16 protein-coding genes are annotated in these 19652 nt (G+C 71.7%); 8 read left to right on the top strand and 8 right to left on the bottom strand.

The genetic code is table 11. The annotated features are described in order from the left end of the window. Positions 1 to 36 precede the first annotated feature (36 nt). Together greA and ACT2CW_RS13000 are read right to left on the bottom strand one after the other, a co-directional pair. Positions 37 to 534 carry a transcription elongation factor GreA gene (greA, locus tag ACT2CW_RS13005; protein ID WP_020868807.1) on the bottom strand — a complete coding sequence of 166 codons (498 nt, stop codon included), beginning with the start codon at positions 532 to 534 and terminating at the stop codon, positions 37 to 39. A 188-nt stretch (positions 535 to 722) separates the two neighbouring features. Next, positions 723 to 1127: a DUF4307 domain-containing protein gene (locus ACT2CW_RS13000; protein WP_164428595.1), complete on the bottom strand. Its 405-nt coding sequence runs from the start codon at positions 1125 to 1127 to the stop codon at positions 723 to 725. 97 nt (positions 1128 to 1224) lie between these two features. Here ACT2CW_RS13000 and mca point away from each other — a divergent pair, with 97 nt between their 5' ends. Together mca and ACT2CW_RS12990 are read left to right on the top strand one after the other, a co-directional pair. Then, positions 1225 to 2097, top strand: a complete 873-nt coding sequence (mca, locus tag ACT2CW_RS12995; protein ID WP_445516625.1) for a mycothiol conjugate amidase Mca — start codon at positions 1225 to 1227, stop codon at positions 2095 to 2097. Positions 2098 to 2104: 7 nt separating this feature from the next. Then, the gene (locus tag ACT2CW_RS12990) at positions 2105 to 2374 is read left to right on the top strand and encodes a hypothetical protein (RefSeq protein ID WP_182468663.1); all 270 of its coding nucleotides are present in this window, start codon (positions 2105 to 2107) and stop codon (positions 2372 to 2374) included. Positions 2375 to 2595: 221 nt separating this feature from the next. Here the strand turns inward: ACT2CW_RS12990 and ACT2CW_RS12985 are convergent, their stop codons facing one another. Next, on the bottom strand, positions 2596 to 5874 hold the full coding sequence (locus tag ACT2CW_RS12985) for a tetratricopeptide repeat protein (protein WP_445516624.1): 3279 nt from the start codon (positions 5872 to 5874) through the stop codon (positions 2596 to 2598). 122 nt (positions 5875 to 5996) lie between these two features. Between ACT2CW_RS12985 and ACT2CW_RS12980 the strand changes: the two genes are divergently transcribed. Continuing rightward, positions 5997 to 8033 (top strand): thioredoxin domain-containing protein, encoded by a 2037-nt coding sequence (locus tag ACT2CW_RS12980; protein WP_445516623.1) that lies wholly within the window; start codon positions 5997 to 5999, stop codon positions 8031 to 8033. A 39-nt stretch (positions 8034 to 8072) separates the two neighbouring features. On the opposite strand, the gene ACT2CW_RS12975 is transcribed toward ACT2CW_RS12980, so the two are convergent. The 3 genes from ACT2CW_RS12975 to trhA form a co-directional block, all read right to left on the bottom strand. Next, positions 8073 to 8711, bottom strand: a complete 639-nt coding sequence (locus tag ACT2CW_RS12975; protein ID WP_164428603.1) for a TetR/AcrR family transcriptional regulator — start codon at positions 8709 to 8711, stop codon at positions 8073 to 8075. Next, positions 8708 to 8920 carry a hypothetical protein gene (locus ACT2CW_RS12970; protein WP_445516622.1) on the bottom strand — a complete coding sequence of 71 codons (213 nt, stop codon included), beginning with the start codon at positions 8918 to 8920 and terminating at the stop codon, positions 8708 to 8710. Before ACT2CW_RS12970 ends, ACT2CW_RS12975 begins: the two co-directional genes overlap by 4 nt. A 292-nt stretch (positions 8921 to 9212) precedes the next feature. Next, positions 9213 to 9914, bottom strand: coding sequence for a PAQR family membrane homeostasis protein TrhA (trhA, locus tag ACT2CW_RS12965; protein ID WP_445516621.1), 702 nt, complete (start codon positions 9912 to 9914; stop codon positions 9213 to 9215). 254 nt (positions 9915 to 10168) lie between these two features. Here trhA and ACT2CW_RS12960 point away from each other — a divergent pair, with 254 nt between their 5' ends. Next, entirely contained in the window at positions 10169 to 12004 is a 1836-nt protein-coding gene (locus ACT2CW_RS12960) for a phosphoenolpyruvate carboxykinase (GTP) (protein ID WP_445516620.1), read from the top strand. 158 nt (positions 12005 to 12162) lie between these two features. Here ACT2CW_RS12960 and ACT2CW_RS12955 read toward each other — a convergent pair whose 3' ends face one another. Both ACT2CW_RS12955 and ACT2CW_RS12950 read right to left on the bottom strand, forming a co-directional pair. Further along, entirely contained in the window at positions 12163 to 12573 is a 411-nt protein-coding gene (locus ACT2CW_RS12955) for an SCO4983 family protein (protein WP_037950742.1), read from the bottom strand. Between the two features lie 71 nt (positions 12574 to 12644). Further along, positions 12645 to 13856 carry a pyridoxal phosphate-dependent aminotransferase gene (locus ACT2CW_RS12950; protein WP_138915945.1) on the bottom strand — a complete coding sequence of 404 codons (1212 nt, stop codon included), beginning with the start codon at positions 13854 to 13856 and terminating at the stop codon, positions 12645 to 12647. Positions 13857 to 14112: 256 nt separating this feature from the next. Between ACT2CW_RS12950 and ACT2CW_RS12945 the strand changes: the two genes are divergently transcribed. Genes ACT2CW_RS12945 through ACT2CW_RS12930 form a run of 4 tightly spaced genes read left to right on the top strand, consistent with a single transcriptional unit; the run spans position 14113 to position 19425 of the window. Further along, positions 14113 to 15741 (top strand): ABC transporter substrate-binding protein, encoded by a 1629-nt coding sequence (locus ACT2CW_RS12945; RefSeq protein ID WP_445516619.1) that lies wholly within the window; start codon positions 14113 to 14115, stop codon positions 15739 to 15741. Next, positions 15741 to 16700: an ABC transporter permease gene (locus ACT2CW_RS12940; RefSeq protein ID WP_445516618.1), complete on the top strand. Its 960-nt coding sequence runs from the start codon at positions 15741 to 15743 to the stop codon at positions 16698 to 16700. Before ACT2CW_RS12945 ends, ACT2CW_RS12940 begins: the two co-directional genes overlap by 1 nt. Continuing rightward, positions 16697 to 17632 carry an ABC transporter permease gene (locus ACT2CW_RS12935; protein WP_445516617.1) on the top strand — a complete coding sequence of 312 codons (936 nt, stop codon included), beginning with the start codon at positions 16697 to 16699 and terminating at the stop codon, positions 17630 to 17632. The genes ACT2CW_RS12940 and ACT2CW_RS12935 overlap by 4 nt, the downstream gene beginning before the upstream one ends. Continuing rightward, positions 17632 to 19425 carry an ATP-binding cassette domain-containing protein gene (locus ACT2CW_RS12930; RefSeq protein WP_445516616.1) on the top strand — a complete coding sequence of 598 codons (1794 nt, stop codon included), beginning with the start codon at positions 17632 to 17634 and terminating at the stop codon, positions 19423 to 19425. The genes ACT2CW_RS12935 and ACT2CW_RS12930 overlap by 1 nt, the downstream gene beginning before the upstream one ends. The last annotated feature ends 227 nt before the right edge of the window (positions 19426 to 19652 follow it).

Here is a 19652-nt window from a genome sequence, read left to right as displayed (position 1 = left end):
GCCCCGGCCGTTCGGCCGGGGCTCCACACCGGGCGTTCAGCCCTGGTAGGGCTTGGCCTCGAGGATTCGCACCGAGGCGGTGCGGCCGTTGGGGAGCTCGTACTCCGCGTCCTGGCCGACCTTCTTGCCGTTCACGCCCGAACCCAGCGGGGACTGCGGCGAGTAGGTCTCGACGTCCGCGCTCGCGTACTCACGGGAGGCGAGCAGGAACGTCAGGGTGTCGTCGGGGTCGCCGTCGAAGGCGATGGTGACCACCATGCCGGGGGCGACCACGCCGGTGTCCGCGGGTGCCTCGCCGACCTTCGCCTGTTGCAGGAGCTGCGTCAGCTGACGCACTCGGAGCTCCTGCTTGCCCTGCTCCTCCTTGGCGGCGTGGTAACCCCCGTTCTCCCGGAGGTCACCCTCCTCCCGGGCAGCCTCGATCTTCTTCGCGATCTCGACACGTGCGGGACCCGACAGGTACTCCAGCTCCGCCTTGAGCTGGTCGTACGCCTCCTGGGTCAGCCAGGTGACGTTCTCGCTGGTCTGGGTCACAGGTGCTCCTCGTCGGTACTGGGAATACAAATGAACGCCCTACTCAGAAGGGTGCGCCTTCGTCGCCGGGCGAAACCACGAGCCTAACAATTCCGGCAAGAAACGGGGAGGAGGGAACCGGGCGCAATGCGTAGGAAACGCGTCAGCGCTGGTCAGATCGGGGCAGCCGCCCGACACGTCCTGTTCGGTTATCGAACGGGCGCGCAGTCGATCAACTCGGCGCTGGTCGCCCGGGCCGTGGTCCGTACGGTCACGACCTTGACCATGTCCTCCTGGCGCTGGCCGAAGGTGAAGTCCTTCCGGCCCACCTCGTCGTGGTACTTGTCCAGGGTACGCACCGTGCAGACACCGGTCGCGTCCTTTTCCTTGGAGATCTCCAGCCGGACCTCGACGGCGTCGTCGGCGACCACCTTGAAACCGGTCAACCGGCCGCTGACGTCCTGACCGGCGATGTAGTCGTACCCGAACCACGCGATCAGGGCCAGCAGCCCGGCACCGAGCACGGCGCCGACGATCTTCAGCGTCCGGTCGGCACGCGCGTCCGCGGACCGGCCGTAACGCCCGTCGGGCAGCCCCTCGCGCACCGCGGCCATCGGCGTTCCTCCTGCTGGGGGAGAGATCGGAATTATTCGTCCCCGGTTTAGGTCACTATAGAAGCCGTCTTCCACGACGAATCACTGAGGATCGAACTTGACTGAGCAGCTGCGTTTGATGGCCGTGCACGCGCACCCGGATGACGAGTCGAGCAAGGGCGCGGCCACCATGGCCAAGTACGTGTCCGAGGGGGTGGACGTGCTGGTCGCCACCTGCACCGGCGGTGAGCGCGGCTCCATCCTCAACCCCAAGCTCCAGGGTGACCCCTACATTGAGGAGCACATTCACGAGGTCCGCTCCAAGGAGATGGACGAGGCGCGCCAGATCCTCGGGGTCAAGCAGGAGTGGCTGGGCTTCGTGGACTCCGGACTGCCCGAGGGCGATCCGCTGCCGCCGCTGCCCGAGGGCTGCTTCGCACTCCAGGACGTGGAGGCCGCGGCGGAGCCCCTGGTGAAGCTGATCCGCACGTTCAAGCCGCAGGTGATCACCACCTATGACGAGAACGGCGGCTATCCGCACCCAGACCACATCATGACCCACAAGATCTCGATGGTGGCCTTCGAGGCGGCCGGTGACCCCGAGAAGTACCCGGAGGCGGGCGAGCCCTGGCAGCCGCAGAAGCTCTACTACAACCAGGGCTTCAACCGGGCGCGCACCGTGGCGCTGCACGAGGCGCTGCTGGCCCGCGGGCTGGACTCGCCGTACGCGGAGTGGCTGGAGCGCTGGAAGACGTTCGGGCGGCCGGAGCGCACCCTGACCACCTATGTGCCCTGCGCCGATTTCTTCGAGATCCGTGACAAGGCGCTGATCGCGCACCGTACGCAGATCGACCCCGACGGCGGCTGGTTCCGGGTGCCCATGGACATCCAGAAGGAGGTCTGGCCCACCGAGGAGTACGAGCTCGCCAAGTCGCTCGTGGACACTTCCCTCCCCGAGGACGACCTCTTCGCGGGCATCCGCAACAATTGAGCCCATGATGAGCGCCACCAGCACCCTCGCCATGACGCATCTCGTCCCGCTCGCCAAGGACCTGGACGAGAACAAGGTGACCCCGGGCGTCCTCGGTTTCATCGTCTTCGCCGTGATCGGCGGGGCGGTGTGGCTGCTGATGAAGTCCATGAACAAGCACATGAAGCGGGTGAACTTCGAGGAGGCGCCTGAGGAGCCCGGCAAGGCTCCGGCGGCCGCCTCCACCGAAGGCGCCAAGGGCGCGAAGGGCGCCAAGGGCGAGGAGCGCACGGCCTGACCCCTGGCCGGGCCTGACCGCGTGTCCCGCGCGAGCGGGGCTCCGCGCCCGGTCACGACCCGGCCGGACTCCCCAAGCCGCCTCATTGAAGTCCGGTGCGGTTCGGGTGCGCCCCGAAGGGGCGCGGGGCTGTGTCGATATGCGGCTCCGCCGCGTGGGCGACCAGCCACGATGCGGCCGCAGACGCACGACGGCATTTCGCGGCACTTCCCGCGGAGCGGCTAGGCGCGAGGCCGGTCCGGCAGCACGGCCATGACCTCGCGCGAGTGGCGGCTCGGCACCATGCCGAGCTGCCATGCCTGCCACCCCGTCTCCGGCTCGACGCCGCGCTCCAGCACCAGCGCGAACGCCTCCGCGCACCCCTCCAGCCGGGAATCGCCTGCCGTGCCCTCCTCGCGCATCTCCCGCAGCAGCTCCGCCAGCTCCTCCTGGGCCACCGCCGTGCCGATCACCGAGCCACCCGCGGAGGCGAACGGCAGCAGGGTGCAGCGCAGGAACCGGGCCCAGGAGCGGCCGCGCCGGTCCCCGTACCCCGCGAACAGCACCGCCGCCTCGTCCACCAGCTCCAGGGCCTGCGCCGCCTTGCCGTTTCCCGCGTCGATCACCGCCAGCTCGACACAGGACCAGGCCTCGCCATGGGCCACGCCCACCCGGCGGAAGTCCTGCCGCGCGTCCTGGAGCAGCTGCCGGGCGAAGCCGCTGTTGCGCAGCGAGCCCGTCTGCGCCGCCCGCAGATCGCGGGTGACCCGCGCCGAGTGATGCCGGGCGCACGCCAGCCCGTACACATCCCGCATCCGGCTGAACATCGTGCGGGCCCGCTCCAGCTCGCGCACCGCCGAGTCGTGGTCGCCGCGCTCCTCCAGCGCCTGGCCCAGGTAGTACAGCGTCCATGCCTCACCCCGCGCGTCCTCGTTCTCCCGGTGGCGGGCGAGGGCCTGGCGCAGCTGGTCGACGGCCGTGGACGCCTCCCCGGCCACCAGCCGGGCCCGGGCGAGCTGGGTGAGCGCCCATGCCTCACCGCGCTGGTCATGGGTGCGGCTGTAGGCCTCCAGCGCCTCCCCCAGCTCGGTCTCGGCGCGCTCCACATCGCCCATCCGCAGACATGCCTGGCCCAGCTGGAAGTGCGCCCACGCCTGACCGTGCAGGCTCTCGCTCTCCTGGTGCAGCTCCAGGGCCTCGCCCAGCAGCTCCAGCGCCTCGGCCAGCCCGCCGCGGTCACGCTCCACCGCCGCCAGGGCGTGCATCGTCCAGGCCCGGTCGCCGCGCAGCTCCTCGGCCCGCTGGAGCTCCAGCGCCTCGCGCAGCTTCGCCGCGGCCTCCACGAGATTGCCCTGGTGGTGCAGGGTGATGCCGAGACTGCACAGGGCGCGGGCCGCGCCCGCCTGGTGCTGGGCCTCGAAATACAGGTCCACCACCGAGGAGAGCGTGGTGCGGGCCTGGTCCAGCTCGCCGAGCTGGCGGGCCGCGATACCGGTGCGCCACTGCACGGACCGCATCAGCAGCCCCTGGTCGACGGCCTGGGTGAGCTCGCTGATCTCGCCCAGCCGGTAGAGGTCGCCGCGCAGCAGGCAGTAGTCGCACAGGGCGCCCAGGAGGTGGAGCACCGCTGACTGGTCCACGCCCTCGGCATGGCGCAGCGCGGCGGTGATGAAGCTCGATTCGTCGTCCAGCCAGCGCAGCGCCGCGTCCAGCGAGGCGAAGCCATGGGCCGCGCCCTTGCCGAAGATGTCGGCCCGGGTGGAGGTCTTGCCGTCGACCAGCCGGATCACCGAGTCCGCGAGCTCGGCATAGCTGCGGATCAGCCGCTCCTGCGCGGCGGTGCGCTGCTCCGGCTGCTCCTCGTCCAGCAGCCGGGCGTGGGCGAAGGAGCGCACCAGGTCATGGAGGCGGTAGCGGCTGCCGCGCACATGCTGGATCAGCCCGGCCCGGCCGAGCGCCGCCAGATGGCGGCCGGCCTCCTGCTCATCGGCGTCCAGCAGCGCCGCGGCCGCCGCGCCGCCCAGGCTGGCCCGCCCGGCCAGCGCCAGCCGGCGCAGCAGCCGCCTGGCGCCCTCCTGCTGGTCGGTGTAGCGCAGCCACAGGGTGCGCTCGATCGCGCCCACCGGGCCGTACGCCTCCAGGTCGGTGACCAGGGCGGCGGGGGAGCGGGGGCCGAGCGCGGAGCCCGCGATGCGCAGCGCCAGCGGCAGCCGCCCGCACAGCTCGGCGATCCGCTCCACGGACTGCCCGTCGTAGGGGCCCGCGCCGGTGGGCTCCTCGGCGGAGGCCCGCAGCAGCTCCTCGGCGCCCGGCTCGTCCAGCGGGCCCACCTCGATCCGGTGCACCCAGGCGGCGAGGTCGTCCGGCAGGCCGAGCGGGGTGCGCGAGGTGATCAGGACCAGGCCGTCGGACCGCTCGGGGATCAGCGTGCGCACCTGCTCGGCGTCGCGGGCGTCATCGAGCACGATGGTGACCGGCAGCCCGGTCAGATACTGGTGATACAGCTCGGTGAGCCGTCTGATGTGCTGGTCCTGCGAGGAGCGCTCCCGGAAGAGCAGCTGGTCACGGGGTGCGCCGAGCCGGTTCAGCAGATGCAGCAGCGCGTCGCGGGTGGGCAGCGGGGCCTGCTCGGGGCTGTCGCCGCGCAGATCGACCAGGCAAGCGCCCCGGAACTCATCGCGCAGATGGTGGGCCGCCCGCACGGCCAGCATGGTCCGGCCGGAGCCCGGCGGGCCCTCCAGCAGCACCACCGTGGGCTTGGTCTCGGTGGACGCGCGGGCCTGCCGCACCCACTGCGCGATCTGTGTGATCTGCGCATGGCGCCCGGCGAACGGGCCGTCCGCCTCGGGGAGATGGGCGAAGGACTGCTCCAGCACGGTGCGCCTGCGGGCCGCCTGGCTGCGGTCCGCGCCGCGCAGCTTCGGCTGCCCGGTGGCGGAGGCGGAGCGCTTCGCCGAACCGACGCCCTGGCGGGTGGCGGCCGTGGTCATCCGGTGCTGGTCGATGAACGGCCGGATGCCCCGCACCTCGACCGCCGTGAGCCACTGAAGCCGCAACTGCTCGGCGCCACCGGGCTGGTTGCGCAGCGCGGCCTGGCGGTGGGCGGCCGGCCAGTGGCCCGCGGTGAGCTTGACGACGGCGGCGGCCGACCCGGCCACGGCGGCCGTGACCCCCGCGCCCAGCGCCGTGCCCGCCGAGGTGCCGTACCCGAGATCGGCGCCGAAGGCCGCCACCGCGGCGACCGCCGCGGCCAGCGCCGGGGTGCCCAGCTGCCCGCGCGACAGCCGGGCGGAGAGCGGTCTGCTGCCCGCGTCCGACTCGTCCAGCGCGCGCACATACGCCCCGTACTCCTCCGCGGCGGCGGCGGTCATCTCGTCGAGCGCGCCGCGCGCCCGGCTGAGCAGCACACCGCCGTCGGTGCGCCCGCCCGAGCGGCGCACCTCCTCCTCCACGGCCCGCGACAGCAGCCGCTCGACTTCCGTCCGGTGGCTGTCCCGCAGCACCGCCTGTGACGCCGGCATGGTGATCCCCCTCTTGCAGCAGTGCCATCAGTCTTCCGTTTCTGGCTCTTATCCGGCAGTCCTGTGGATAACTCCCCTGTGGATAACTTCGCCTGTCTCGTCGGGTGGGGGAGGATGGAGCCATGCCGAACCGTCTGGCGCACGAAACGTCCCCCTATCTGCTCCAACACGCCGAGAACCCGGTCGCCTGGTGGCCGTGGTCGGACGAGGCGTTCGAGGAAGCGCGTCGCCGCGGGGTGCCCGTGCTGCTGAGCGTCGGCTATTCGAGCTGCCACTGGTGCCATGTCATGGCGCACGAGTCGTTCGAGGACAAGGAGACCGCCGATTACCTCAACGCCCACTTCGTCTCCGTGAAGGTCGACCGCGAGGAGCGGCCGGACGTCGACGCGGTGTACATGGAGGCGGTGCAGGCCGCCACCGGCCAGGGCGGCTGGCCCATGACGGTCTTCCTGACCCCGGAGGCCCAGCCGTTCTACTTCGGCACGTACTTCCCGCCCCGCCCCCGGCCCGGGATGCCGTCCTTCCGGCAGGTGCTGGAGGGGGTGAGCGCCGCCTGGTCGGACCGCCGCGACGAGGTGCGGGACGTCGCCGGCCGGATCGTGGAGGACCTGTCCCAGCGCGGCGGTATCGCCCTGGGCTCTGACGCGCCGCAGCCGCCGGGCGAGGAGGATCTGCACAGCGCGCTCATGGCCCTGACCCGCGAGTTCGACGCCACCCGCGGCGGGTTCGGCGGTGCGCCGAAGTTCCCGCCGTCCATGGCGCTGGAGTTCCTGCTCCGCCACCATGCCCGCACCGGCTCCGAGGGCGCGCTCCAGATGGTGTCGGCCACCTGCGAGGCGATGGCCCGCGGGGGTATCTACGACCAGCTCGGCGGCGGTTTCGCCCGCTATTCCGTCGACGCCACCTGGACCGTGCCCCACTTCGAGAAGATGCTGTACGACAACGCGCTGCTGTGCCGGGTGTACGCCCATCTGTGGCGGGCCACCGGCTCGGACCTCGCGCGCCGAGTCGCCCTGGAGACGGCGGACTTCATGGTCCGCGAGCTGCGCACCCCACAGGGCGGTTTCGCCTCCGCGCTGGACGCCGACAGTGACGACGGCACCGGCAGGCATGTCGAGGGCGCGTACTACGTGTGGACCCCCGAGCGGCTGAGGGAGGTGCTGGGGGAGGCCGACGCGGAGTTCGCCGCCGGGTATTTCGGCGTCACGCGCGAGGGCACCTTCGAGCACGGGGCCTCCGTGCTCCAGCTGCCCGACGGGGAGCGGCTGACGGACGCCACCCGGGTCGCCTCCGTACGGGAGCGACTGCTGGCCGCCCGGGAGCTGCGGGCCCGCCCCGGCCGCGACGACAAGATCGTCGCGGCGTGGAACGGGCTGGCCATCGCGGCGCTCGCCGAGACCGGCGCCTATTTCGACCGCCCCGACCTGGTGAACGCCGCGACCGAGGCCGCCGAGCTGCTGGTCCGCATCCACATGGACCAGCGCGGGCGGCTGGCCCGCACCTCGCTCAACGGCACCGCGGGCGGCCACGCGGGCGTGCTCGAGGACTACGGGGACGTGGCCGAGGGCTTCCTCGCGCTGTCCGCCGTCACCGGCGACGGTGCCTGGGTGGAGTTCGCCGGGCTGCTCCTGGACACCGTGCTGAGCCGGTTCACCGATGAGGACGGCACGCTGTTCGACACCGCCGATGACGCCGAGACGCTCATCCGCCGCCCCCAGGACCCGACGGACAACGCGGCACCGTCCGGCTGGACGGCCGCCGCCGGGGCCCTGCTGTCCTACGCCGCCATCACCGGCGGAGCGCGCCATCGGGAGGGTGCCGAGCGCGCCCTCGCCGTGGTGCGGGCCCTCGGCTCCCGGGTGCCCCGCTTCATCGGCTGGGGCCTGGCCGTGGCCGAGGCCCGGCTCGACGGGCCGCGCGAGGTGGCCGTGGTCGGCCCCGGCGACGATCCGGCGACCCGCGCCCTGCACCGCGCCGCGCTGCTCGCCACCGCCCCCGGGGCGGTCGTCGCGGTCGGCGAGCCCGGCTCCGGCGAGGTCCCGCTCCTCCAGGACCGCCCCCTCCTGGAGGGCCGCCCGGCGGCCTACGTCTGCCGCGGCTTCACCTGCGACGCACCCACGGCCGACGTCGAGGCCCTGACGGCCAAGCTGGGGGGTTGACCGGGGGGCGTTGGCGGGCGGCCGTGCGCCGGGGCGCCGTTACAGCGGGAGGCCCTGGGACAGCATGTCCAAGGCGCGGTCGATGCTTTCCTCCATGGCCGCCATCGCCGCGTCCTCCGCCGCGCTCTGGTCGGCGCAGTGGAAGAGCGCTTCCTGGAGGACGCCCAGGACGGCTCCGACCACGACCCGCACCTCGAAGTCCTCCGGTGACCGGTTGCTGCGCTCGGCCAGGACCTCGGCGAGCAGGGCGCCGGTCCGGGACATGCTCTCGCTCGTCCGGGCGCGCAGCCCCGGCACCTGGCGGATCAGGGTGAGGCGGACCAGCATCTCCTGCCGCTCGTCACCGGCGAACTGCCGGAACAGGTCGAGCAGGACGCGCCGCAGCGAGGCGACCGGCGGTTCGTCCAGCGGCCGGTCCCGGAGCGCGGCGAGCAGGACATCGTCGTACTCGTCGGAGAGGACGATGTCCTCCTTGGTGGGGAAGTAGCGGAAGACGGTGCTGGGGGAGACATCGGCGGCCTCCGCGATGCGGTCCACCGGGGTCGCGTCGTAGCCCTGCTCGGTGAACAGCCGGTAGGCGGCGCGCCGGATCGCCTGCCGGGTCTGGATCTTCTTGCGTTCGCGCAGCCCCAGCTTGGGCCGCGCGGACGTCGTACGTGCGGAAGCCATGGATCTCATTGTCGGGTATCGGCGGTCTCCTGGACCATGGCGCCTTGATCGGCGGGGACCGTACGCGGCAGGAGGATCGCGACCAGCGCCGCCGCCGCGAGGGAGGTGAACGCGGTCACCAGGAGCGCCACGTCCATGCCGTGGACGAACGCGGCGTCCGCCGAGGCGGCGAGGTGCGGATCGCCGAGCCGTTCGGCCACCGCGTGGGCCGCGACCACCGAGCCGTCCGCGGCTGCGGCCGCGGCGGGCGGCAGCCCGGTGGTGTCGAGCCGGGTGCCGACCGGTCGCCGATGTCGGCGTGGAGGGCCGAGGCCCCTTCGGGGCGCTGCCCGAACCGTAGTGGACTTCCTCCGACCTGCTTAGCGACCTGGGTCCGGGCGCGGGTCCGGCCGTGGGGCCAGGCGCGGGTCCGGGCGCGGACCCGGGGCAGCGGGCATGGCACACACCGAGAGTTACCGTCAAGTGACGGTAACTCTCAAAAGGTGTGGGCTGTCAATCAGAAAATGTCTGTCAGGCGTGCTGGTAGGCCACCAGGGAGATGCCGACGTAGTGCACGACGAAGGCGGCCAGCGTGAAGCTGTGGAACACCTCGTGGAAGCCGAACCAGCGGGGTGAGGGATTCGGGCGCTTGGTGCCGTAGATCACCGCGCCCACGCTGTAGAGCAGCCCGCCGACGACGATCAGCGTCATCACGGCGATACCGCCGGTGTGCAGGAAGTCGGGCAGGAAGAAGATGGCCGCCCAGCCCAGCGCGATGTAGCACGGGGTGTACAGCCAGCGCGGGGCGCCGACCCAGAAGACCCGGAAGGCGATTCCGGCGAGCGCCCCGGCCCACACCAGCCACAGCAGCAACTGCTGTTTGCCGTGTGGCAGGAGCAGCAATGTGAAGGGCGTATAGGTGCCCGCGATGATCAGGAAGATATTGGCGTGGTCCAGCCGCCGCAGCACCGCGGCGGTGCGCGGTCCCCAATTGCCGCGGTGGTAAAGGGCGCTGGTGCCGAACAGCGCACATGCGGTGAGGGTGTAGATGGCGCAGGCCAGCCGCCCGCGCGGGCTGTCGGCGAGGGCTGTCAGCACCACACCCGAGACCAGCGCCGCGGGAAACATTCCGGCGTGCAGCCAGCCGCGCAGCATCGGCTTCAGTGGGAGCGGCGGGGCCGCTTGGGGCCCTGGGGGATTGTCAACGGCGGCATCGGGCGCGGCGGCAGTCATGGCGCTCATGCTACCTACGCCACCGTAAGTTACCGGTCCATGTCGAGTGGTGATGGTCACCAGGGCGCCCACTGGACAGATGGCTCGTACAGTCGGATGATCAAATGAGCGCGGTCGGCACCGGATGAGCTGAGCATCCGGGTCGCAGCCCCCAAGGGGTAGCTGTCTCCATAAACGGATATGAGTGCACATATCCGTCCAAACCCTCAATCAAGACGCCGGAGCGAGTGCGGTTCCGGCGGGATGGAGCGATCGTGGCGCCCAGCAATGTGGCTTCCTCCCTCACGACCACCCCGAGCCCCACGAACCACCAGGAGCTGGTCTCCTGGGTCGGCGAGATCGCCGCCCTCACCCAGCCGGACCGGGTGGTGTGGTGCGACGGCTCCGAGGCGGAGTACGACCGCCTGTGCGCGGAGCTCGTCGAGAAGGGCACCTTCAAGCGCCTTGACTCGATCAAGCGCCCCAACTCGTACTACGCCGCGTCCGATCCGAGCGATGTGGCGCGCGTCGAGGACCGTACGTTCATATGCTCCGAGAAGGAGGCGGACGCGGGCCCGACGAACCACTGGAAACACCCCGACGAGATGCGCGAGATCTTCGCCGGGGAGCAGGGCGTCTTCCGGGGTTCGATGCGCGGCCGGACCATGTACGTGGTGCCCTTCTGCATGGGCCCGCTCGGCTCGCCGCTCTCCGCGATCGGCGTCGAGATCACCGACTCCGCCTACGTGGCGGTCTCCATGCGCACCATGACCCGCATGGGGCAGGAGGTCCTCGACGTCCTCGGGGACGAGGGCTTCTTCGTCAAGGCCGTCCACACCCTCGGCGCCCCGCTGGAGCCGGGGCAGGCCGATGTGCCCTGGCCGTGCAACCCGACCAAGTACATCTCGCACTTCCCGGAGTCGCGGGAGATCTGGTCGTACGGCTCCGGCTACGGCGGCAACGCCCTGCTCGGCAAGAAGTGCTACGCCCTGCGCATCGCCTCGGTGATGGCGCGGGATGAGGGCTGGCTCGCCGAGCACATGCTGATCCTCAAGCTCACCCCGCCGCGCGGGGAGGCCAAGTACGTGGCAGCGGCGTTCCCGAGCGCGTGTGGCAAGACCAACCTCGCGATGCTGGAGCCGACCATCCCCGGCTGGACGGTCGAGACGATCGGCGACGACATCGCCTGGATGCGGTTCGGCGAGGACGGCAGGCTGTACGCGATCAACCCCGAGGCGGGCTTCTTCGGTGTCGCGCCCGGCACCGGTGAGCACACCAACGCCAACGCGATGAAGACCCTGTGGGGGAACTCGGTCTTCACCAACGTGGCGCTCACCGACGACGGCGATGTGTGGTGGGAGGGCATGACCGAGGAGCCGCCCGCCCATCTGACCGACTGGAAGGGCAACGACTGGACCCCGGCGAGCGAGACGCCCGCGGCCCACCCCAACGCCCGCTTCACCGTGCCCGCCGGGCAGTGCCCGATCATCGCGCCCGAGTGGGAGGACCCCAAGGGCGTGCCGATCTCGGCGATCCTCTTCGGCGGCCGCCGGGCCAGCGCCGTTCCGCTGGTGACCGAGTCCTTCGACTGGCAGCACGGTGTCTTCCTCGGCGCCAACGTGGCGAGCGAGAAGACCGCCGCGGCTGAGGGCAAGGTCGGCGAGCTGCGCCGGGACCCGTTCGCCATGCTGCCGTTCTGCGGCTACAACATGGGCGACTACATGGCGCATTGGGTGGAGGTCGGCAAGAAAGCCGACGCCGCCAAGCTGCCGAAGATCTACTACGTCAACTGGTTCCGCAAGGACGCCGACGGGCGCTTCGTCTGGCCGGGCTTCGGCGAGAACAGCCGGGTGCTGAAGTGGATCGTCGACCGGCTGGACGGCAAGGCCGAGGGCGTGGAGTCCCCGATCGGGGTGCTGCCGACGCCCGAGGCGCTGGACACCGACGGTCTGGACCTCGACGAGGCCTCGCTCGAGCTGCTGCTCACGGTCGACAAGGAGGTCTGGCGCGATGAGGCCGGGCTGGTGCCGGACCACCTCAACACCTTCGGCGAGCACACGCCCAAGGAGATGTGGGACGAGTACCACGCGCTGGTGAAGCGCCTGGGCTGAGCCACCCCGCTCACCCCGCTCCGTGGGCCGGGCCCGCGCCTTCGGGTGCGGGCCCCGGCCGTGCGTTCCTCTCCGGCTGTCAGCTCACGTCGGCGGCCGAGGGGCTCAGGCCGCGAGCCCCAGGGGGGCCGCTCAGGCCGCCAGCCCCAGGGATCCGCTCAGGCCGCCAGCCCCAGGGCGGTCGCGTGGGAGCGCATGCGCTCGGCTGCCAGCGTCGTGGCCGCCGTGTCGTCGCGGGACGTGGCCACGACCAGGGCCCATCCGGCCAGGGTGTGGGCGCGCTGGTGGAGGGCGGCGATATGCGCCGGGTCCGTGGCCGCCGCCGTGGGGGCCGCGCGCAGCGGGGCGTGGCCGTCGCGCAGACGGGTGGCCTGCTCGGCGAGGCGCTGGGCGGCGTCGTCGAGGGTGGGGTCCGGGGTGAGGGTGCGCAGCTCGTCCGTCACGGTGAGCAGTGCGGTCAGATGTCCGGCCAGCCGGATGTCCAGCTCTTCCTCGCGGGAGCGGTGCGGGAAGTCGGGCTTGGGCTCGGCCATGCTGTGGACCGACTTGGTGCGGATCGGTTCGTACATGGATGGCCTCCAAGAGGTGAGGAGGCCATCCTAACTTAGACTCTGTCTAAAGTTGAGCAGCAACTAAAAGATCAGGGTTGGCCGTATCCGTCCAGGAAGTTCCCGATCCTGGTCACCGCGTCGGCGAGATCCTTCTTGGCGGGCAGCGTCACGATGCGGAAGTGATCCGGCTCGGGCCAGTTGAACCCCGTGCCGTGCACGATCATGATCTTCTCGGCCCGTAGCAGATCCAGGACCATCTGCCGGTCGTCCTTGATCTTGTAGACCTTGGGGTCCAGTTTGGGGAACGCGTACAGCGCGCCCTTGGGCTTCACGCAGCTGACGCCCGGGATCTGGGTCAGCAGCTCGTACGCCGTGTCCCGCTGCTCCACCAGCCGGCCGCCCGGGAGCACCAGGTCGTTGATCGACTGACGGCCGCCGAGCGCCGTGGCCACCGCGTGCTGCGCCGGCATATTGGCGCACAGCCGCATATTGGCCAGGATCGTCAGCCCCTCCAGATAGCTGGAGGCGTGCGACTTCGGGCCGCAGACCGCGAGCCAGCCGCTGCGGTAGCCCGCCACCCGGTACGCCTTGGAGAGCCCGTTGAAGGTGAGGGTCAGCAGGTCCGGGGCGACGGCGGTGGTCGGGGTGTGGGTGGCGCCGTCGTAGAGGATCTTGTCGTAGATCTCGTCGGAGCAGACGATCAGCTGGTGGCGGCGGGCGATGTCGGTGAGGCCGCGCAGCATCTCCTCGCCGTAGACGGCGCCCGTGGGGTTGTTCGGGTTGATGATGACGAGCGCCTTGGTGCGGTCGGTGACCTTGCGCTCGATGTCGGCGAGGTCCGGCAGCCAGTCCGACTGCTCGTCGCAGCGGTAGTGGACGGCGGTGCCGCCGGCGAGCGAGACCGCGGCGGTCCACAGCGGATAGTCGGGGGCCGGGACGAGGACCTCGTCGCCGTCGTCCAGCAGCCCCTGCATCGACATCTGGATCAGCTCCGAGACGCCGTTGCCGAGGAAGATGTCCTCGACGTCGAGGTCGATGCCCTGGGTCTGGTAGTGCTGCATCACCGCGCGCCGCGCGGACAGCAGGCCCTTCGCGTCGCCGTAGCCGTGGGCGTCGCCGAGGTTCCGGAGCATGTCCTCGAGGATTTCCGGGGGGCATTCGAAGCCGAAGGTCGCCGGATTTCCGGTGTTGAGCTTGAGGATGCGGTGTCCTGCCGCCTCCAGCCGCATCGCCTCCTCGAGCACCGGGCCACGGATTTCGTAGCAGACGTTGGCGAGCTTCGTGGACTGGATCACCTGCATGTCGGCCACCTTACGGCGGTGTATCCGGGGCCGCTCGGTGTTTTTCGCCACGTGGACGGTGTACAGGGGCGCCGGGCGGTGGCGGCCGCGATCCCGTGCGCCGCCCCCGGAGCGGCACGTCGCGCGGGATAACAAGTCTGTTTCCGGTGTTAATTTCCGCGAAAGAAGGGTTGGCCCGAACGGGTTGCGTGGCTATCGTTCACGCACTTCACCCAATCGTTCCACTGAACGAATAAGGGAAGGGTGCCACCCGTTCATGTCCCCGTTGATGTCCGAGATCTCCCACCGCACAGCCCCCGCCGCGGCCGGGATACCGCGGCGGTCGGTGCTCACCACCGCCGCGGCGGCCGTCGCCGCGCTCGGCGGCTCCGCCGCGCTGACCGGCTGCTCGGGAGCCGCCTCCGCCTCCCCGTCGAGGGCCGTGCCCACCCACGGCCCGGCCGGGCGGCCCGACCGCGGCGGCACCCTGCGCATCGCCCGGCCGCCCGCCTCCGACGCCGAGACCCTCGACCCGGCGAGCGCGCTGTCCGCGTACGAATACCTCGGCGCGCTCTACAACCGCCTGGTCCGGATCGCGCCCGACGGCACCGTCGCCCCCGACCTCGCCGAGTTCTGGGAGCCCGACGCCAAGGCGACCACCTGGACCTTCCGGCTGCGCCGCGGCGTCACCTTCCACGACGGCCGCGCCTTCACCTCCGCCGACGCCGCGTACACCCTGCGCCACATCCTCGCCAAGGCGACCGCGTCCCCGCAGGCCCCGGTGCTGTCCCCGCTGGTCGACCCGGGGAGGCTGCGCACCCCCGACGCCCACACCCTCGTCGTCCCGCTGAAGAGCCCGCACGCCGAGTTCCCCAGCCTGCTCACCCACTACAACTGCTACGTCGTGCCCGAGGGCAGCGCGGGCTCCATCGGCCGCACCGGCATCGGCACCGGCCCCTTCCGGCTCGCCTCCTTCACCGCCGCCGGGCCCGGCCGGGTCACCGCCTACGCCGACCACTGGGCCGGGCGCCCGGTCCTGGACGCGATCGACTTCTACACCGTGGCCGATATGCAGGCCCGCTCCAACGCCCTGCTCGCCGGGCAGGTCGATCTGCTCTCCCAGACCAATCTCGACTTCGCCACCGCCCGGGTCGTCGCCGCCTCCGACCGCGCCACCATCGCCCGCGCCGAGAACGCCCAGTGGTACGTGCTGCCGATGCTCACCACCGAGAAGCCCTTCACCGATCCGCGGGTGCGGCAGGCGATGAAGCTCGCCTACGACCCCGCGCACATCCTGAAGGCCGCCCTCCAGGGCGCGGGCACGGCCGGCTGGGACAACCCCGTCCCGCCCACCGACCCCACCCATATCGCCACCCACCCCGCCCATGACCCCGAGAAGGCCCGCCATCTGCTGAAGCGGGCCGGGCACGAGCGGCTGGCGGTGGACCTCTACACCTCCTCGTACGACCCGATCTTCACGCCCATGGCCCTCGCCTACCAGGAGTCGGCCGGGCGCGCGGGCATCCGGATCCGGGTCAAGACCGCGGCCGCGGACTCGTACTACACCCAGATCTGGATGAAGAAGCCGCTCATGGCCACCTACTGGTACACCGGGCGCCCCGTCGACCAGCTGCTCAACCAGGTCTTCCGCGGCGGCTCCTCGTACAACGAGACCGCCTGGTCCGACAAGGAGTTCGACGCGCTGCTCGACCGGGCCCGCCGGGAGATCGACGAGGGCAGCAGGCGCGAGCTGTACGGACAGGCGCAGACGCTCGTCGTGGAGCGGGGCGGGGCGATCACCCCGATGTTCGCCGACCGGCTCGTCGGGATCTCACGGAAGGTGCGCGGCTACGCCGAGCACGGCTTCGAGTTCGACTACCTCCACATCGGGCTGAAGGGGGCGTGATGATCTCTTTCCTCCTCCGCCGTGTGGTCGCCGCGCTCGGCACCCTGCTGCTCTCCTCGGTCATGGTCTTCCTGGCCGTCCAGGCGCTGCCCGGCGATGTCGCCACGCAGGTGCTCGGCCGGGACGCCACCCCCGACGCGGTCGCCGCGCTGCGCAAGCAGATGGGTCTCGACCAGCCCGCCTGGGAGCGGTACGCCGACTGGATCAAGGGCGCGCTGCACGGCGACTTCGGCACCTCGCTCGTCACCACCAAGCCGGTGGGCGGCGAGGTCGCCCAGTACCTCGGCAACTCCGCCCTGATCGCCGTCGTCACCGTCCTCTTCGCGGTCACCGGCTCGGTCGTGCTCGGCGTCGTGGCCGGGCTCTACCGCGACCGCTGGCCGGACCATCTGATCTCCACGGTCAGCCTGGTCGGGATGAGTGTCCCCGAATTCGTCGTGGCCACGGTGCTGGTGCTCGCCTTCTCCGTCACCGTGCCGGTGCTTCCCGCCGTGGTGCTGTACGGGCCGGGGGCCGGGTTCGGGCAGCTGCTCCCGGCGGTGTGGCTGCCCGCCGCCGCGCTCGCGATCGTCATGGCCGCGTACATCGTGCGGATGGCCCGTACCTCGGTGATCGACGTCATGGCGAGCGAGTACGTCACCACGGCCCGGCTCAAGGGGCTGACCACCTGGCGCGTGGTCACCCGGCACGCGCTGCCCAGCGCCCTGCTGCCCACGCTGCACGTCATCGCGCTCAATGTGGCGTGGCTGGTGGGCGGCGTCGCCGTGGTCGAGAACGTCTTCAACTATCCCGGTATCGGGAAGCTGATGCTGACCTCCGTGCAGAACCGAGATCTGCCGGTCATCCAGGCCATCGCCCTCATCAGCGCGGTCGTCTACGTCGTCTGCAACCTCGCCGCCGACCTCGGGTCCATGGCCCTCAACCCCAAGCTCCGCACCCGAGGAGGGAGGATCCGATGAGTTCCGTGAAGGAGCCCGTGGGCGCGGCCCCGTCGTCCGCCGCGAGCGCGGGCGCGGGCACGCCGCCGCCCGCGCCCGTACGGCCCGGCCTCGCCGCCCGCACCTGGCGCACGGTGCGCTCCTCCCGCCCGGCCGTCATCGGGCTCGCGATCGTGGCCGTTCATGTGGTGGTCGCGCTGCTCGCCCCGCTGCTCACCCCGTACCACCCCACCACCGGCGACGCCTCGCACGCGCTGCTCGGGCCGAGCGCCGACCACTGGGCGGGCACCGACCAGTACGGCCGCGATGTGCTGACCCGGGTGCTGTACGGCGGGCGGTACGCGCTCGGCGTCTCGGTCACCGCGACCCTCATCACCATCGCCCTGGGCACCGTCCTCGGCTGCGCCGCCGCGCTGCGCGGCGGCTGGCTGGACGATGTGGTCATGCGCGTCCTGGACGCGGTGCTGTCCATCCCCGCGATCCTCGTCCTGCTGGTGATCGTCACGGCGCTGGGCACCGGGTCCTCGGTCATCGTGCTGGCCATCGCCGTCGTCTGCGTGCCCCAGGTGGTGCGGGTGGTGCGGGGCGCCGCGCTCGCCGTCGTGCCGCAGGACTACGTCACCGCGGCGCGCGCCCGGGGCGAGTCCACCTGGGCGATTCTGCGGCGCGAGGTGCTGCCCAACATCAGCGATGTGGTGTGCGTCGAGTTCGCGATGCGGGCGTCATGGGTGGTGCTGCTGATCTCCTCGCTGTCGTTCCTCGGCTTCGGCGCGGATCCGCCCACTCCGGACTGGGGGCTGATGGTCTCGGAGAACCGCACCGCGATCACCGTGGTGCCGATGGCGAGCCTGGCGCCGATCATCGGCCTGGCCACGATGGTGGTCGGGCTCAACCTCGCGGCCGACGGCCTGTCCAAGGCGTGGGGCGTGGACCGGATCAGGGAGGGTGTCTGATGACCACGTCGCCGAAGGCCCCCATCGTGTCGGTGGACAAGCTGTCCGTGGCGTACCGCTCGGGCGGCGGCGAGGTGCCCGTCGTCCAGGAGGTGTCGCTGGAGGTGAGCCCCGGCCGGACGCTGGCCCTGGTCGGCGAGTCCGGCAGCGGCAAGTCGACGGTCGCCGCGACGCTTCTGGGACATCTGCGGCATGGCTCCCGGATCACGGGCGGGCGTGTCGCGGTGGACGGGGACGACGTCTTCGCGCTGTCCGCGCGGGAGTTGCGGCGGCTGCGCGGCGGTACGGTCGCGATGGTCGCGCAGAACGCGGGCCACGCCCTGACGCCGTCCATGCGGATCGGACGGCAGATCGCGGAGGCGGGCGGCGAGGTGCCCGTCACGGACCTGTTGGAGCAGGTGCGGCTGCCCCATCCGCGTCAGCTCGCCCGCCGCTATCCGCACGAACTCTCCGGCGGGCAGCAGCAGCGTGTCGCCATCGCCATGGCGATCGCGGCCCGGCCCAAGGTGCTGGTGCTGGACGAGCCCACGACGGGTCTCGATGTGATCACCCAGCGCGGGGTGCTGGACCTGATCGGCGCCCTCCGCGAGGAACTCGGCCTTGCCGCCGTCCTGGTCAGCCATGACCTGGGCGTGGTCGCGCGGATGGCCGACGAGGTGTGCGTGCTGAACGCCGGGCGGGTCGTCGAGGCCGCCCCCACCCGCCGTCTCTTCGCCGCCCCCGCCGACCCGTACACCCGCCGGCTGCTGGCCAGCGTCCCGCGCATCGCGGACGCGGGGCTCGCGGTGGTGGGGGAGGACGGTACGCGGGAGATCCGGCCCAGGGCGGGCTCGGTGGACGCGGTGGGTGCGGTGGACGTGGTGGACGTGGTCGACGTGCGGGAGGTGACGATCGACTACGGGGCGAGCCGTGCCGTGGACGGGGTCTCCTTCAGCGTGCGGCGCGGTGAGGTGCTGGCGCTGGTGGGCGAGTCGGGGAGCGGTAAGTCGACGATCGCGTGGTCGCTGGCGGGGTTGCGGGTGCCGTCGGGCGGGACGATGAAGGCCACGTCCGGTGGCCGGTCCGCTGGCCGGTCCGGTGGCTCGTCCGATGGCTCGTCCGGTGGTGATGGCGACCTGGGTGCTCCCGCGCGGCGGCGCCCGCTCGCCCTGCGCCGCACCGTCCAGCTCGTCTTCCAGAACGCCGACACCTCGCTCAACCCGCGGCGCTCGGTGGGCGACGCGGTACGGCGGCCGCTGCGCTTCTTCGGTACGGCCGGGTCGCGGGGCGAGGCGGCGTCGCGCGCCCGTCAGCTGATCGCCGACGTCCGCCTCGACCCCGACTTCGCCGACCGGCTCCCCGCCCAGCTCTCCGGGGGCCAGCGCCAGCGCATCGGCATCGCCCGGGCGCTGGCCGGTGAGCCCGATCTGCTGATCGCGGACGAGATCACGACGGCGCTGGATGTGTCCGTACAGGCCGATGTGTTGTGCCTGCTGGACGACCTGCGCCGGGAGCGTGAACTGGCCTGCCTGTTCATCAGCCACGACCTGGCGGTGGTGCGGGGGATCGCGGACCGGGTGGTGGTGCTGCGGCACGGGGTGGTGGTGGAGGAGGGCCCGACGGACGCGGTCTTCGCGGCTCCGGGACACCCGTACACCCGCGAACTGATCGCCGCCGCCCTCGAACCCGACCCGGACGCGGAGGCCGCCGTAGAGGCGGCCGAGGCCTGGGAGGACGCGGTGGAGCCGGGGGCGCTCTGGGACGAGTTGGGCGGTGGCCACCGGGTGCGACGCTGGCGGGCGGCGCGTGGCTAGCCCCCACCCGCCCCTTCCCGAACCCGGGGCCGGCCCCGGCCCCCGCTGGGGCTCCGCCCCAAGAGCTGCCCCCCGAGGTATCGCCGCCGACCGCACGCCGGTGGCCGGGTTGTGCCCACCCGTCCCGCCCCGCGGACGATTGCCCACAACGCTCCAGCCCCTCCGGCGCTCGAGGAGGGGGAGCCGGGGGTGGCGCCTTTGGGGCGGACCAAGCCCCTCCGGCGTTT

This window comes from Streptomyces sp. NEAU-174, from assembly GCF_052665095.1.
This window is presented reverse-complemented; position numbering and strand designations above follow the sequence as displayed.

Bases quoted from the DNA above. Each gene is read 5' to 3' on its own strand.
- ACT2CW_RS12930 (WP_445516616.1), top strand. From the start codon at position 17,632: ATGACCACGTCGCCGAAGGCCCCCATCGTGTCGGTGGACAAGCTGTCC.
- ACT2CW_RS13000 (WP_164428595.1), bottom strand. From the start codon at position 1,127: ATGGCCGCGGTGCGCGAGGGGCTGCCCGACGGGCGTTACGGCCGGTCC.
- ACT2CW_RS12990 (WP_182468663.1), top strand. From the start codon at position 2,105: ATGAGCGCCACCAGCACCCTCGCCATGACGCATCTCGTCCCGCTCGCC.
- ACT2CW_RS12935 (WP_445516617.1), top strand. From the start codon at position 16,697: ATGAGTTCCGTGAAGGAGCCCGTGGGCGCGGCCCCGTCGTCCGCCGCG.
- ACT2CW_RS12940 (WP_445516618.1), top strand. From the start codon at position 15,741: ATGATCTCTTTCCTCCTCCGCCGTGTGGTCGCCGCGCTCGGCACCCTG.
- ACT2CW_RS12955 (WP_037950742.1), bottom strand. From the start codon at position 12,573: ATGTACGAACCGATCCGCACCAAGTCGGTCCACAGCATGGCCGAGCCC.
- trhA (WP_445516621.1), bottom strand. From the start codon at position 9,914: ATGACTGCCGCCGCGCCCGATGCCGCCGTTGACAATCCCCCAGGGCCC.
- ACT2CW_RS12950 (WP_138915945.1), bottom strand. From the start codon at position 13,856: ATGCAGGTGATCCAGTCCACGAAGCTCGCCAACGTCTGCTACGAAATC.
- ACT2CW_RS12945 (WP_445516619.1), top strand. From the start codon at position 14,113: ATGTCCCCGTTGATGTCCGAGATCTCCCACCGCACAGCCCCCGCCGCG.
- ACT2CW_RS12985 (WP_445516624.1), bottom strand. From the start codon at position 5,874: ATGCCGGCGTCACAGGCGGTGCTGCGGGACAGCCACCGGACGGAAGTC.
- ACT2CW_RS12980 (WP_445516623.1), top strand. From the start codon at position 5,997: ATGCCGAACCGTCTGGCGCACGAAACGTCCCCCTATCTGCTCCAACAC.
- ACT2CW_RS12975 (WP_164428603.1), bottom strand. From the start codon at position 8,711: ATGAGATCCATGGCTTCCGCACGTACGACGTCCGCGCGGCCCAAGCTG.